Origin of the sequence: Ureaplasma urealyticum serovar 8 str. ATCC 27618 (assembly GCF_000169535.1) — a bacterium.
GTDB classification, from domain to species: domain Bacteria; phylum Bacillota_I; class Bacilli_A; order Mycoplasmatales; family Mycoplasmoidaceae; genus Ureaplasma; species Ureaplasma urealyticum.
Map to the genome: position 1 here is coordinate 401,330 of NZ_AAYN02000002.1, position 15,517 is coordinate 416,846.

The following is a 15,517-nucleotide window of genomic DNA, read 5'->3' on the forward strand; positions in this document are numbered from 1 at the left end:
GTAAGGACTAATCATTTTATGAAGATGAAAGCTAAGAAATTTTTAATTACAGGATTATTAGGTGTAGTTAGTTTAGCAACTATTACCACAGTAGCTACAGCTTGTACAAATGGCAATAATCAAAAGGCTAATACAGTAAATAATAAGTCTGATTTAAAAACAAATCCAAATATTAATTTAACTCAACAAGATGTAGAAAATTTGGAAAAACAAAGACAACAATGAAGTGAAGATTTAGATGTTTATTTTAATGGTGGGTTAAGTAAAAGTGGCAAAAATTTTGACCGTATAAATACATTATCATCAAATGCAACGGAATGATTTAAGAATCATCAAAAATTAGCGGCAACACGTGATTCTGGATCATTGGTACAAGATGATGCAGCTTATTCATTTGGAATTGCACCCGATTATGTTCATTATAAATGAGTTTCAAAAGATGGTGGCGACGTTTCTCCATCATATTTAAAACCATATTGAAATAAAAATTTAACTGAAGGTAGAAACTTTTCAAAATTAGACCCAAAGACTTTGGATGATAATGGAATCGGTGTTTTATTAATATCTGATCACCATTATGGTAAATGAAATGATAATTTTTTAAGCAAAAAAACTGTTGGTGGATTAATTATGCAATCACGAGTTTCTGGTTTGCCATCACACTATCCTGCTGTTCTAACACCAAAATTTTTATTTGATCCTAATTTAAATCCAAATTTAAAAAAATATGCTTCTGCTAATTATGCGTTACCTAATTATTACTCTGACCCACTAGATGGGATTATTTTAACAGGAAAAACTTTAGATCGTATTTATGATGCTAAAAAGTTTTCTAATGTTTATAATGCACATGTAGCTGGCAAAACACATTTTGAGACATTCACAGATTTTGCAAAGGCAATGGTTGATGAAACGCGTCGTGGAATTTCACAATGATCTTTAAAAAATGATAAATGAAAAGATAAAACAGTTTTAATGGTTATGCCTAACTTTACTCCAACAGCTAAAATGGTAGATGTTAATTTTAAACCAGAAGACTTAGAATTCTTGAGTAATGTTTGCATTAATGAACCTATGTATTGTCCAACAATATATAGTGATCCAAATGATAAATATTTACCTGGATTAGGTGCAAAATTCCCTATTCCAGTAAATCATATTTCACAAGTGCAAAATTATATTGATGATTATGGACAAATTGGTGGAAAAGTATTAAATGGTACTGGTAATCCAGAAGCATCAAAACAAGTTGGCCCAACTTTAGGTGATGCTTTTAAAGGTACAAGTGACGTTGTAGTTTTCTGTTATAACGAATACGGTTTATTAAATTACAAACCCGGAACTGAAGAAGGCGAAGCTTTAGTACAACAATTTGAAAAGAATTTAACAAATTATGTTAATGGTTTAGATATTAACACAAAAAATAATTTTAATCCTACAAAAATGTTAAAAGAAAAACCGGTTGTTGGTAAAAATTTCTTTATTATTCGTAAAAGTTCGTTCTATGATGCATTTTTAGGTTTTTTAGGAACAATTCACAATTTTAATACATTTAATAAATGAATGAACGGGGAAAATGCTAGACCTATTGAATTAAATATTCCCAAATTTAATAAAGATAATGTTCAACATATTCGTGCTTTTAAAGATGATTTTAAAAACAAATAATCTAAATAGTTTTTTGTTTTCAAATCCAGTAATTGTGGTAACTAACATTTATACAAACACGAAAGTATAGTGAATATATGATTGAAAAAGAAATATTTAGATTTAAGTTAAAAGATAAATTAAAAAATCCTATTATTGATAATGGTAATTTAAAGAAGTCATTTAAAAAATATTCAAACTTTAACAAAAATCATATCATATTATGAATTTTTACCATTTTAGCTATTGCTTTTTTTTCACTGATTATAATTTTTGTTAATATTGATAAAAACGGCCATTTTGTTAAATTAAGAGATCCTAAAGATACTTTTATTTTAAGTTATGAAACTATTTTGCAAATTTGAATTTCAGGTATGTCCATAGGTATTTCTGCGTTTTTCTTACAAAGAATGACTAATAATCGTCTTGTTGATACATCTACTATTGGAATTGGTAATATTTGCTTAATTGGTCTAATAATCTTAGTATTATCATTAAGTTTTGAAAGTGGTTTTGAAGCACAGAATTTATTTCAAAAAATTGTGCCATTCGTTTTTATAATTTCTTCGATTATAGCTGGTTTATGCTTGTACTTTTTTTCAAAACGACGTCATGGTTTTAATAACCGTAAATTAATTATTTGTGGTGTTTTCATCAATTGTATATCAATTGCTTTGGCGATTAGTTTAAAAAGTAATTTAACAAAAGTAGGAAGTGAATATTTAGATTCACGAATTGTTGGGAGTTTTGATACAAGAAGCTATTTAGAAGAGTATTTAAGTTACGCAATATTTTTATTCATTATTTTATGATGTTTTATACGATCACCTAAATTTAAAATTGTCTTAACTGACAATATTATCGCTGAACAATTAGGTTTAAAAGTTAAATTAATTAATTTAGAGATGATTTTAATCACTTCAGTATTAACAGGTGTTTCATATATTATGTCAGGAAATGTTTTATTTTTAGGTGTTGCATCTGCTAATATCGCTTATTCATTTCATGGTAAAAAAGTTATGCGTTCAATGCTTTTTTCAGGACTAATTACAACTTTATTTTTATTAGTTGGACAATTTTTCTTAAGCAATATTATTTTTAATTTGACACAATTATATTTTGAAACACCAATGATTACAACATTATTAGTAACACCAATCTTCATTGCTGTTATCTTATTAAAAAAACAAAAAGTTTAGTTATATTACTCATAGTTCAATAATATTGATTAAGAATATTATGTGAAAGTATTAAAATAATAATAAATAATAATACATTGATAGAAAGTTAAGAAGAAACATATGAAATTAAAATATAAAAAAATATTATTAGTTGGATTAGTTGCTGCGATTGGTTTAGCATCAGCTACTGCGATAATCACTTCTTGTAAAGATACTAAAAAAAATAATTCAAATAATCCAACTACTAAATTTGATTTAGAATCACGTCGGAAAGATTATGCTGAAGGTTTAAAATTTTGATTAAATGGTGGAAAAACATCACTGGGTACAAAATTTGAAAAGGTTATTACTGAATCATCACAAATTAAAGAACGTTTAAGTAAAAATCAAAAATTAGGAACAACACGTGATTCTGGTTCATTAGTGCAAGATGATGCAGCTTATTCATTTGGAATCGCACCCGATTATGTTCATTATCGTTGAAATAGTGCAACTATTAAAGATGCAGTGCCTGAATATTTACGATCATATTATAATGAGAATTTAACAAAAGGTGATAGTTTTAAAAATGCGACTGCTGATAAATTTGCAAATTATAATATTGGTGTTTTATTAGTTGCAGATTCAAAAGTTGCAAGTCATGGTAAACTTTTAGAAGCAAGTGGTGGATCAGTTGGCGGATTATTAATTCAATCACGATCAACAGGTTATACTTCAAAAGCTCCGGCTGATATTGAACCAAATTTTTTATTTGGTAATCAAAATCCATATGTAGCAGAAAAAGAATCAGATCATGCTGGACGACCAAATTATTTTGTTGATCCTTTTAGTGGTTTAATTACAACAGGTAAAACATTGGATCGAATTTATGATGCTAAAAAATTTAATAATGTTCATAATGCTACAATTAATGGTAAAACTGGTTTTAACTCTTTTGAAGAATATGCGCAAGTTGCATCTGATATAGCTCGTAAAAACTTCTCAAATTGGGCAAAATCTAATAATGAATGAAAAGGTAAAACAGTTTTAAATATGATGTCTAATCCTCAAGATTATGCAGGTTTCCTTATTAATCCAGAAATTAAAACAGATGTGGATAAATTTAATGTTGGTAATGTGTTTATCCCTCAACCAGTTTATTTTCCAGGAATTTATGCTGCGCAAGATGATCCATTTACTCCTGGCTTAGGTGCTAAATTCCCACTTCCATTAAAAAATATTAATCAGATTCAAAGTTATGTTGATGATTATGGTTGAATTGGTGGAAAAACTTTAGTTGGTGATAGTAATAAGGAATTATCAAAAACTATTTCTCCTACAATTGGTGATGCATTTGAAAATACAACCGATATTGTTATTTATTCATATAATGAATATTTGATTGAAGGCTTTGAACCAGGCACTGCTAAAGGCGAAGAAGTTTTAAAAAAATTTGAAACTAATTTAGCTAATTATGTTAATGGTTTAACAAAAGAAACAAAAAATCAATTTGTGCCAACAAAAGTTTTAAAAGAAAAACCAGTCGTAGGTAAGAATTTCTTTATTGAACGTAAAGGTAAGTTCTATGATGCGTGTTATGGTTTTGCTGGTCAAGATTTAGTAGTTAATACATTAAATAAATGAACAAGGGGAGCTAATGCTCAAAATATAGATTTAGGATATCCTATTTTTAATAAAAATACAGTTAAACATATTAGAGCCTTTAAGGATTCTTTGGGTGTTAAAGTTTTAGACGAGCAAAAATAGAGAAATAAATAATTATGCAAACAAAACAAGTAAATATTAATAAAAAAGATCTTTCTATTTATAAAAAAATAATTGAAGCAAAAAAATTTGTTAGCACACAAATTCGTCGTCCTTATATGATAACGATTATTGTATTAACATTTATTATCTTGGCTGTTGGTATGTTTTTTATGAATGTTTTTTATGAAAGATCTACGTATTTTGATGCAAATTATAACACTCATGTAACCTATTTTCGAACTTGAGCGAAAGTAGTAGCTGATGATAAAAGTATTTTATTGTATTGGTATCCACCTATCGTTAAATTATTTGTAGCAATTTCTATGCCGGTTGCTGGATATGCCATTCAAATTACAACTCAGAATCGTTTATCATCACCTTCAACATTAGGATACATTCCAGTTTCAATTTTGGCTTATGTAGCAATGTTGATGATTGATCAAGGTAAAAGCTGATTAGTATATGTTTTTGGGTTTATATTTTCATCATTTATCATTTTAGTTAATTATATTTTACAACGACAAAAATCTAGTAATCGTTCATTTAAACCAGTTTTAATTGGATTTGCTATATCTGCAACAATTACAGCGGTAGGTTTAGTAATTGCTGTTTCACGTCCAAATATTTTAAATCGAGTGACAATTTGAACTGGTGAATTACCAAATGTTTATGAGTGATTAAAATTATATATTTCAATGCCTTTAATTTTGATTTGTTTATTTGCTTTTTTAGTATTATCACCAAAATTAAAAATTATGCAACGTGATTTTGCTTTGGCAAAATCTTTAGGAATCAAAGTTAATTTAATTTTTTGAGTCGTGACAGTTTTAACAGCAATTGTTACAATCGCAACTGTTAATATTACAAGTCCTATGATTTTATTAGGTTTAATTATTCCAAATATAGTTAGAGCAACATTTAATAAACATGAACCATTATTTGTATTTTTTGTATCTATTGTATTTTCATTAGCATTATTAGAAGTTTCATTATTTTTATCACTAAATTATCGTTTTGGTCCTAACTTTTTAATGGCTATTGTCAGTGCATTTGTGTTAGTTTTTATTATGCGAAAACACGGATAAATAATATGAAAAATCCATCACGATTTATATTTAAAATAAAAAATAATATTTTAAATACCATTAACAATGCAACATTTATTGACAATGGAAACTTCAAGAAAAAATTTCAGATTTATGCACGCAAACAACATTTAGCAGCTTGAGTTATTAGTATTATTACAATTCTTTTTTTATCGTTATTAGTTATGTTTATTAAAATTAATAACCAAGGTCAATTATTAAATAATCGGACTCCTTTAGATTTGTTTAAAGTAAATTATGAAACAATCTTACAAATTTGAATTACAGGAGCATCATTAGGAGCATCAGCTTATATGTTCCAACGGATTACTAAAAATCGGTTAGTTGATACATCAACTCTTGGGATAGGTAATGTTTGTTTGATTGGGTTATTCTTTTTAGCAATATCAATTAATTTTGAAAATTATGGTTCTCAAAAACTTTTTGAAAATTTATTACCTTTTATTTTCATAATATCAGGAGTATGTGCCGGATTAATTTTGTATTGATTTTCAAAAAAACGAACCGGTTTTAGCCATACAAAGTTAATTGTCTCTGGTGTATTCATTAATTTTATTGCTATTGCTTTATCAATTAGCTTAAAAGACAATTTAACTCTAGTTGCATCAAATTATATTGACGATCGTTTGTTAGGTAATTTTTCAAACCGTAATAGTACTGAAAAATATTTAAGTTATGCTGTTTTTTTATTTTTAATGATATGATGCTTTTTGCGTTCTGCTAAATTTAAAGTTGTTATTACAGATACAATGATTGCTGAACAATTAGGATTAAAAGTAAAATTATTAAATTTAGAAATGATTTTTATCTCATCTTGTTTAACAGCTGTTTCATATATTATGGGAGGAAATGTATTATTTTTAGGAATTGCTGCAGCAAATTTAGGGTATGCGGTTTTTGGTAATCGCTTTAGTTCATCAATAATTTTTTCAAGCTTCATCACCATTATCTTTTTAATTTTTGGTCAATTTATTTTAGATAATATCGTTCAAAATTTAACTAGTTTGGTATTTGACGCCCCTATTGTAACTCCTTTATTAGTAGCTCCAATATTTACATTTATTATCTTATTTAAAAATAATATTTAAGCACATTTTTAGTAGTGAACAATATGGCTTGTTCACTATTTTTTTTTTTTTTTTTGGGTGGTAAATGGAAAAAAATATATTTATTTTTGTGTATTAAAATTAAAGGTATTAATAATTTTTTTAAATAAAAAATAAAGAAAGAATATTGTTATGAAATATAAAAGAATTTGAATTACTTCAATAGCTTCTATTGCTTTTATAACAACTATTGTAAGTACAACTACAGCTTGTAGTAAAGTTAATAATGAAGTTAAGTCTTCAAATGACATTTTTAAACAAATATTACCAACTAAAGAAGAACTTACAAATTTAATTAAAAGACGTAAGGATTGAGCTAATGATTTACAAGTTTATTTTGAGGGTGGAAAGTCTGCTTCAGGAAAAGAATTTGAGCGAATTCAAACTTTAGCAACAAATGCAAGTATATATTATCAAAAGAACCAAAAAATTGCTATGACGCGTGATTCTGGCTCATTATGTCAAGATGATGCCGCATATTCATTTGGAATTGCACCAGATATTTCTAATTATCGTTGAAAAGCAGGTGATGTAGAAGAAGTTGTACCACATTATTTATCTTACCTTTATAATCCTAAATTAACTAAAGGTATGGAACTTAAAGGTGTTAAAGCAGAAACATTAGCTGCTGAGAATGTAGGTACTTTATTTATTGCAGATTTTAAATTTGGAAATTATAAAACTAATTTTTTAGATAAAAATAAAATAGGTGGAATTGTTATGCAGTCACGATCATCAGGTTTGCCTTCAAAAACACCAGCTTTATTCATGCCTAATTGGTTATTTGGTAAAAATAACCCTTATTTAGAGACTGACGTTAACGCTTCAGCTGGAATTACAGATTTTTTTGTTGATCCATATGATGGCTTAATCTTTACAGGTAAAACCTTAGATCGCATTTATGATGCAAAAAAATTTGATAATGTTAATAAAGCGGTTATTGATGGTAAAAGCAATTTTCAAACATTTACAGATTATGCAAAAGCAATTGTTAGTGTTGTACGAAAGAATGTTTCGAATTGAGCTAAACAACATAGTTATTGAAAAAATAAAACTGTTGTTATGACAATGCCAAACGTAATGAAAGGAGCACGAATTATTGATCCTAATTTTAGTAAAGATGATTTACTATTCTTAGGTAATATTTTTATTCCACAACCTGTTTATTTTCCAATTTTATATGCAGACCAGAATGATGAATATACACCTGGATTAGGAGCTAAATTTCCTATTCCTAAAAAAGATATAAATGAAGTTCAACGCTATGTAGATAATTGAGGTTGAATAGGTGGAGCAATTTTAAGTGATGCTACTAATCCTGATGCTGCAAAACGTGTTGGTCCAACATTGGGTGAAGCTTTTGAAGGAACGGTTGATAAAGTAATTTATTCATATAATGAATATTTAATTAAAGGATATAAACCAGGAACAGCAGAAGGTGAAGCTATAATTAAAAAATTCGAAGCTAATTTAGCAAAATATGTAAATAGTTTAGATATAAATACAAAAAATAGTTTTAATCCTACAAGGATTTTAAAAGAAAAGCCAGTGGTAGGTAAAAACTTTTTTATCGAAAGAAAAGGTAATATTTACGATGCTAATTATGGATTTATAGGTCAAAAAACTATGGTTAATATTTTAAATCGTTGAATGAATGGTGAAAATAGTCCAGAAGTTGATTTGGGTATTCCTAATTTTACTAAGGATAATGTTAAACATTTACGTGCTTTTAAAGATGAATTAAATGTTAAAAATACTGATGAATAATAAAAATTTTACGCATTGGAAGTTTTTATGCATAAATTTTTTAAATTTATTAATTAATCATTTAAACTTAAAAAAGGAATTACTAAAAATATATGAAGTTGAAGTTTAAAAAAATCTTATTATCTATATCAACTAGTTTAATAATTTTATCATCAATTATCACAATTGCTGCATGTAGCAATCAAGTAAAATCTAAAACAAATTTTTCAAAAACAACACCAACTTTAGAAGAATTGACTGAGCTTAAAAAAAGAGAAGAAGCATGAAAAGCTGATTTAGAAGTTTATTTTGAAGGTGGAGTAAGTAAGTCAGGAAAAAAATTTAATCGAATTGAAACTTTATCATCAAAAGCTAGTTCTTATTATCAAAAAAACCAAAAAATTGCGGTTACTAATGATTCTAGTTCGTTATGTCAAGATGATGCACTATATGCATTTGGAATCGCACCTGATTATTCTGGCTTTCGTTGAAAAACAAGCGAACTTGAAGAAGTACATCCTCATTATTTAAATTATTTATACAACTCTAAACTAACAAAGGGAATGAATTTCACAGGTAAAGGAGCATTACCAGAAAATTTTGCTAAATTAAATGTGGGTACATTATTTATTGCTGATTTTAAATTCAATAAGTATAAAGAAAATTTTTTAGATAAAAATGAAATCGGTGGTGTAGCAATGCAATCACGATCATCAAGTTTGCCTTCAAAAACACCGGCCTTATTCATGCCTAGCTGGTTGTTTGGTAAAAATAATCCTTATTTAGAAACTAATGTTAATGCTTCAGCTGGAATTACAGATTTTTTTGTTGATCCATATGATGGCTTAATCTTTACAGGTAAAACCTTAGATCGCATTTATGATGCAAAAAAATTTGATAATGTTAATAAAGCGGTTATTGATGGTAAAAGCAATTTTCAAACATTTACAGATTATGCTAATGTTGCTGTAAAAGCTGTTCGAAAAAGAGTTTCACAATGAGCAAAACAAAATAATAAATGAAAAGATAAAACAACGGTTATGATTAGTCCTGATGTAATGCCAAATGGTCGAATTGTAGATCCAAACATTACTAAAGAAGATTTATTACATTTAAGTAATTTTTTTATTACCCAACCCGTTTATTTACCAATTTTATATGCTGATCAAAATCATCCTTATACACCTGGAATGGGTTGTAAATTCCCTATTCCTAAAAAACACTTAGAAGATGTACAAAAATATATTGATAATTGAGGTTGAATAGGCGGTGCAATATTATCATCTAGTGCAGAAAATCCTGATGCTGCAAAACGTGTTGGTCCAACATTGGGTGAAGCTTTTGAAGGAACGGTTGATAAAGTAATTTATTCATATAATTAATATTTAATTAAAGGATATAAACCAGGAACAGCAGAAGGTGAAGCTATAATTAAAAAATTCGAAGCTAATTTAGCAAAATATGTAAATAGTTTAGATATAAATACAAAAAATAGTTTTAATCCTACAAGGATTTTAAAAGAAAAGCCAGTTGTTGGTAAAAATTTCTTTATTGAACGTGAAGGAACATTCTGCGATGGTTGTTATGGTTTTATGGGTCAAAAAACAATTGTTAATATTTTAAATCGTTGAATGAATGGTGAAAATAGTCCAGAAGTTGATTTGGGTATTCCTAATTTTACTAAGGATAATGTTAAACATTTACGTGCTTTTAAAGATGAATTAAATGTTAAAAATACTGATGAATAATCCTTCGTAATTATAAAAATGTGAATTATTTCTTTATATTTATAAGAAAGCGTTCACATTTTATTTATTATTTTTAGAGTTTATCTAAAAATTTAATTCTTACAAAAAGAATTAAAGTAGAATATATATTAGTTTTATAAAAATAAGGATTAATTAATGAAAAATAAGTATTTTAGAAAAAGTAAATTTTGGTTATTAATACCAATAAGTTTTATAAGTCTTGGAAGTATTACATTAGTTGCTACTGCTTGTGTAAAGAAAAATTTTTATCCTAATACATTTGCAGATGATCAGATTTATATCACTAAGAATAATGAAAAAACTGTTAAGTTTCGTATTAGTCGTAATGATGAAGAAAATAAAAAGTATTTTAAAGATGATCTTAAATGAAATACTTTCATTAATAAACTTAAAAAAACTTATATTAATGTTGAAACTGTTATTCCAAAAGAAAACGCAAAACAAAATATTAAGCAACAAGATTTATGCATGCGCGCATTACCTGTACAAGTTTTAAGTAATAATAAATATGTTGATATTTACGTAAAGATTCCTGTTTTATTAGCTAATACTAAAATGTTAGTTGTTGGTGATGATTTACTAAAATCATTTTATTTTGATACAGATAACTTAATAATGAATGCTAAACATTTTCAACCAATTCCTATCAAAATGCTTTAGTTTGTTAATAAATAAAAACCTCTTTTTAAAGAAAGAGGTTTTTATTTATTAATGATTATTCCTTTGATTGTTGTCATTGATAAAATTGCATCAACAATACCTTGAATACCAAATCCAGAATCTTTAACACCAAAAAAAGGTAAAATATCTGGACCACGTGAACTTGATTTATTAATGTTAATTGTTCCTGATTCAATTTGTAAAGCTAATTGTTCAATACTTGCATAATTTGTTGTAAAAATACAAGCTTGTAAACCATATTGTGATTGATTAATTAAATCAATAGCTTCTTGTATACTATTATAAGTTATAATTGGTAAAATAGGACCGAATGGTTCTTCTCAAGCTACGCGCATTTCTTTTGTAACATTATCAATTACTAAAGGATGCAAAAGGTTATTTTTTTCATTATAAACGATTTTTTGGTGTACTATTGCTCCTTTTTTGATTGCATCCTCAACTAATGATAAGTTATATTTTAATGAATTAGAATTAATTAATGGAGTAATTATGGGATTTTGTTGTGGTAAACCGACTGTTAAAGCGTCAACTTTTTTGTTAATTAAATTAACTAATAAATCATGATTTTTATGCGAAACAAATACTCGTTTGATTGCAGTACATCTTTGCCCGCTAAAGCCATAAGCACCTTTAACTATTTCATTAGCAGCTAGTTCAAAATCCGCATCATCTAAAACAAGGGCTGGATCTTTTCCTCCTAATTCTAAAACTAAAGAAATCTTTGATGTTATTTCAGCAATATGATTGCCTACTTTAGGTCCGCCCGTAAAGCTAATCGCTTTAACATATTTATTAGTAACTAGTAGATCACCTGTTATACGTGCTTCAGTTGTTAAGCAGTTAACAACTCCTTTTGGAAAACCTACTTCATGAACTAATTCACTAATTCGAATACCAATTAATGAACCTTGTGTTGATGGTTTATAAACTAAACTATTACCAGAAACTAATGCTGGTGCTAATTTTGAAATCAATAAGTTAATAGGATAATTAAAAGGACAAATTGCTAAAACAACACCAACTGGAATACGATAATATGTTGCCACTTTGTTTTTAACATGGTGAACTGTTTCATCAAAAATAATTGGTTTTTGCATTAATTTTTGATACTCAAAAACTGTTTCGCGTAAATAATCAGCACTTCGTTCAACTTCAATTAGGCTATCTTTTAATCCTTTTGCAATTTCAGTACTAATAATTTGTGCTAATTCTTGTTTGTGTTTGTCTAGTTTATCTGCTAATTTTAAAAGCAAATCACAACGACACTCTATTGTTGTGTCTTTAAATTTTAAATATGCTTTATGAGCATTTTCAAAAATAGTATTAATTTCATTTTCATCATGAATGTTAGGAACATAAGCAATAATTTGATTATTAGATGGATTATAAACTGCTAGTTTTTCTTTAGCATCAACAAATGCTCCATTAATTAATGTTTTATAGTTCAAATTAAAAACCTCCCTTATTATTTAAATTAAATTATAGTAATTTAATTCCTTTTTTTAACAATTCATCTTTATATTCATTTGGTCAAACTGAAACTTGTACCTCACCTATGTGTTTTTTGTTTAATAAAAACATACACAAACGACTTTGGCCGATTCCTCCACCAATCGTTTGGGGTAGTTGATCATTTAAAATCATTTGATGATAAAAATTATTTTCTTGATCATTTTTTAAATTAGCAAAATTTGTTTGCTTAATAAAATCTTGTTTGCTAACACGAATTCCCATTGATGATAACTCAATGGCTTGATCATTTAATTTATGATAAACAATTAAATCACCATTTAAATTTCAATTATCATATTCAGGCGATCTTATTGATTGAATATAACCTGATTTTAGTGGATATCCAATTTGGTATATAAAGATTGCTTGATGCATTTTTGCAAACTCATACTCACGTTGAGACGGTGTTAAATGTGGATATAAATCTTCTAGTTCTTGCGAACCAATAAAAGTAATACTATCTGGTAAAATAATTTGTTTTGGATTATATAATTGATCAATTTCTAATTGAACAGTTTTAATTGTTGAATAGATTTTATTAACGATCGATTTTAAAAAATCTAAGGTACAATCTTGTTTATTAATTAAAATTTCTCAATCTCATTGATCAACGTAAATACTATGAATTTCATCGATATCATCATCTGCACGAATCGCATTCATGTCAGTGTATAAACCTTCATATAAACTAAAACCATAATCTAATAAAGCTAAACGTTTTCATTTTGCTAGTGATTGAACAATTTCAAGGGTTTTATTTAATTTTTTAGCATAAAAACTTACTGCTTTTTGTTTATGGTCCAAATGATCATTTAGACCTGATTGTCCCTCAACAAATAATGGTGCTGTTACACGTGAAAGATTTAAATTTTTAGCAAAATACTTTTGAAAACGATTTTTAATTTCTACAATTGCTTTTTGCGTTTGATTAATTTTAGCTTTTTGTAATTGACCCACGTTTTTTAACTCCTTTGTAAAAATCAATGTAGTAAATAATAGCACTAACTATAGATAATGATGTTGCAAAAAATAAAGGAATATTAAATAAATAAACGTTTTTTCATGATGAAGTTAAGCTTAGTAAAAACAAAATAAAACAAATGCTAATAAATAATAAAATTGATTTAATTTTGCCAAAAATATTTGCTGGAATAATGATTTTTTTACTTGAAGCAAACATTCGTAAACCATCAATAAAAATATCTCTTAAGATATTAATGATTGTTAAATAAGCTAACGCTGTATGATCTAGTGTTAAACAAATTAAAACACCATTAACAAGGATTTTATCAGAAATAGGATCTAAAATTTTTCCTAAATTTGAAACTAAATTGTATTTACGAGCAATATATCCATCTAAGAAATCAGAAAAAGCGGCAATAATAAAAATGGTTGTCGCACTTAAACGTAATGCACTAATATTGGCATCTAAAACTTCATAGACAATATTTAAATTTTTTGTGTAAAAATCAACCAATAATAAGATAATACAAATAAGTGCTAAAAAAATTCTAAAGATAGTGATGATATTAGGAATGTTTCTAAAAAAAGGAGATGTTAAGATGTTTTTTTTAAAATTCAATTTGGCCATGACTTCGTGGAAATGGAATTGTATCTTTAATATTATTAACTCCTGTTACATACATCACTAAACGTTCAAAACCAATTCCAAAACCTGATGACATATAATATCCAAAACGACGTAAATCTAAATATCATTGTAAACTTTCAATTGGCATTTTTAATTCTTGACATCGTTTCAATAATTTTTCATAATTATCTTCACGTTGTGAACCACCTACTAATTCACCAACACCTGGAATTAGTAAATCTGTTGAAGCTACAGTTTGTTGATCATCATTTAATTTCATATAAAATGCTTTAATATCTTTTGGATAATTTTGTAAGAAAACAGGTCCTTGATGATAAGTTTCGCACATATATCTTTCATGTTCTGAACCTAAATCCATTCCAAAAAAGATTTCATTATCTTCGAATTGATGACCACTTTTAACAGCATCAGCTAGAATTTTAACTGCATCTTTATATTCAATACGTTCAAACTTAGAATCAACAACTTTTTGAAGTTTTTTAATTAAATTTTCATCGTTTCTTTGTGCTAAAAATTCTAATTCTTGTTGATTTTTTTCTAAAACAGCCTTAATAACATGTTTAATTAAATTTTCAACAATATCTTGCATACCTTTTAAATCAACAAAAGCCATTTCTGGTTCAATCATTCAAAATTCAGCTAAATGACGATTTGTGTGCGATTTTTCAGCTCTAAAAGTAGGGCCAAATGTATATACATTACCAAAAGCTTGTGCGTATGCTTCAGCTTGTAATTGCCCTGTTACCGATAAATGAGTTTGTTTACCAAAGAATTCTTCATTATCAAATTTTTGAATACTAAAAGTTTCCCCTGCTCCTTCAGCATCATTTCCTGTAAACAATGGTGCAGCTAATCAACTATATTCGTTTTGATTCATAAATTCATGAACTGCAAAAGCAAGTGTTGCTCGCACTTTCATAATGGCATGAAATAAATTTGTTCTTGGTCTTAAATGGGCATTTAAACGCAATGTTTCTAAACTTAAATCATTATTTGATAATAAAAAATCTTCATCACTTTGTTTTAAAATTTGAGCATTTAATACTTCTAGTTCTAATGGTTGTTTAGCTGTTGGAGTTAATTTAATTACACCTTCAATAGCAACTGCTGCTCACATTCGTGCCGCAGTTATTTCTTCATAATTACTAATTTTATCAACACGATATACAGCTTGTAAATTTGTTAGAGAACTTCCATCATTTAAAACTAAAAAACCAATTTTTTTTGAATCACGATTTGAACGAACTCAAGCTTTAATTTGTACTTTTTGACCTTCAAGTTTTGTATAATCTTGATCAAAAATCTCTTTAATTTTTAATTGCATATATAAAATCATTACCTTTTTTTCTTTTTTAAATAATATATAAATAAAAAAGCAAAACATCATTAGTTAATAAGTTTTGCTTTAAAT

At 27.0% G+C, this 15,517-nt stretch carries 11 protein-coding genes and 1 pseudogene; 8 read left to right on the forward strand and 4 right to left on the reverse strand.

What is annotated here, in order from left to right; all coding sequences use genetic code 4:
* The first annotated feature begins 18 nt into the window (after window positions 1-18).
* From UUR8_RS01815 to UUR8_RS01850, 8 genes and pseudogenes are all read left to right on the forward strand, one after another.
* Entirely contained in the window at window positions 19-1,668 is a 1,650-nt protein-coding gene (locus UUR8_RS01815) for a Vmc-like lipoprotein signal peptide domain-containing protein (RefSeq protein ID WP_004026042.1), read from the forward strand.
* A gap of 77 nt (window positions 1,669-1,745) precedes the next feature.
* Complete coding sequence (locus UUR8_RS01820; RefSeq protein WP_004025886.1) at window positions 1,746-2,846, forward strand: iron ABC transporter permease; 1,101 nt, start codon at window positions 1,746-1,748, stop codon at window positions 2,844-2,846.
* A 102-nt stretch (window positions 2,847-2,948) separates the two neighbouring features.
* Window positions 2,949-4,574 (forward strand): hypothetical protein, encoded by a 1,626-nt coding sequence (locus UUR8_RS01825; protein WP_004026172.1) that lies wholly within the window; start codon window positions 2,949-2,951, stop codon window positions 4,572-4,574.
* A 14-nt stretch (window positions 4,575-4,588) separates the two neighbouring features.
* Complete coding sequence (locus tag UUR8_RS01830; RefSeq protein WP_004026087.1) at window positions 4,589-5,659, forward strand: iron chelate uptake ABC transporter family permease subunit; 1,071 nt, start codon at window positions 4,589-4,591, stop codon at window positions 5,657-5,659.
* Between the two features lie 5 nt (window positions 5,660-5,664).
* A complete protein-coding gene (locus UUR8_RS01835; RefSeq protein WP_004026211.1) occupies window positions 5,665-6,768 on the forward strand; it encodes an iron ABC transporter permease in 1,104 nt (367 codons plus the stop codon).
* A gap of 150 nt (window positions 6,769-6,918) precedes the next feature.
* Entirely contained in the window at window positions 6,919-8,553 is a 1,635-nt protein-coding gene (locus UUR8_RS01840) for a hypothetical protein (protein ID WP_004026128.1), read from the forward strand.
* A 92-nt stretch (window positions 8,554-8,645) separates the two neighbouring features.
* A pseudogene (locus tag UUR8_RS01845) lies at window positions 8,646-10,280 on the forward strand (iron ABC transporter substrate-binding protein).
* Window positions 10,281-10,436: 156 nt separating this feature from the next.
* Window positions 10,437-10,961 (forward strand): hypothetical protein, encoded by a 525-nt coding sequence (locus UUR8_RS01850; RefSeq protein WP_004025830.1) that lies wholly within the window; start codon window positions 10,437-10,439, stop codon window positions 10,959-10,961.
* A 41-nt stretch (window positions 10,962-11,002) separates the two neighbouring features.
* Here the strand turns inward: UUR8_RS01850 and UUR8_RS01855 are convergent, their stop codons facing one another.
* The 4 genes from UUR8_RS01855 to asnS are packed head-to-tail and all read right to left on the reverse strand — an operon-like array spanning window position 11,003 to window position 15,430.
* Entirely contained in the window at window positions 11,003-12,430 is a 1,428-nt protein-coding gene (locus UUR8_RS01855; RefSeq protein ID WP_004025942.1) for an NADP-dependent glyceraldehyde-3-phosphate dehydrogenase, read from the reverse strand.
* A gap of 31 nt (window positions 12,431-12,461) precedes the next feature.
* Window positions 12,462-13,451 carry an amino acid--tRNA ligase-related protein gene (locus UUR8_RS01860; RefSeq protein ID WP_004026193.1) on the reverse strand — a complete coding sequence of 330 codons (990 nt, stop codon included), beginning with the start codon at window positions 13,449-13,451 and terminating at the stop codon, window positions 12,462-12,464.
* Entirely contained in the window at window positions 13,429-14,085 is a 657-nt protein-coding gene (gene pgsA, locus UUR8_RS01865) for a CDP-diacylglycerol--glycerol-3-phosphate 3-phosphatidyltransferase (RefSeq protein ID WP_004025573.1), read from the reverse strand. The genes UUR8_RS01860 and pgsA overlap by 23 nt, the downstream gene beginning before the upstream one ends.
* Complete coding sequence (gene asnS / locus UUR8_RS01870; RefSeq protein WP_004026011.1) at window positions 14,066-15,430, reverse strand: asparagine--tRNA ligase; 1,365 nt, start codon at window positions 15,428-15,430, stop codon at window positions 14,066-14,068. The genes pgsA and asnS overlap by 20 nt, the downstream gene beginning before the upstream one ends.
* Window positions 15,431-15,517: the final 87 nt, after the last annotated feature.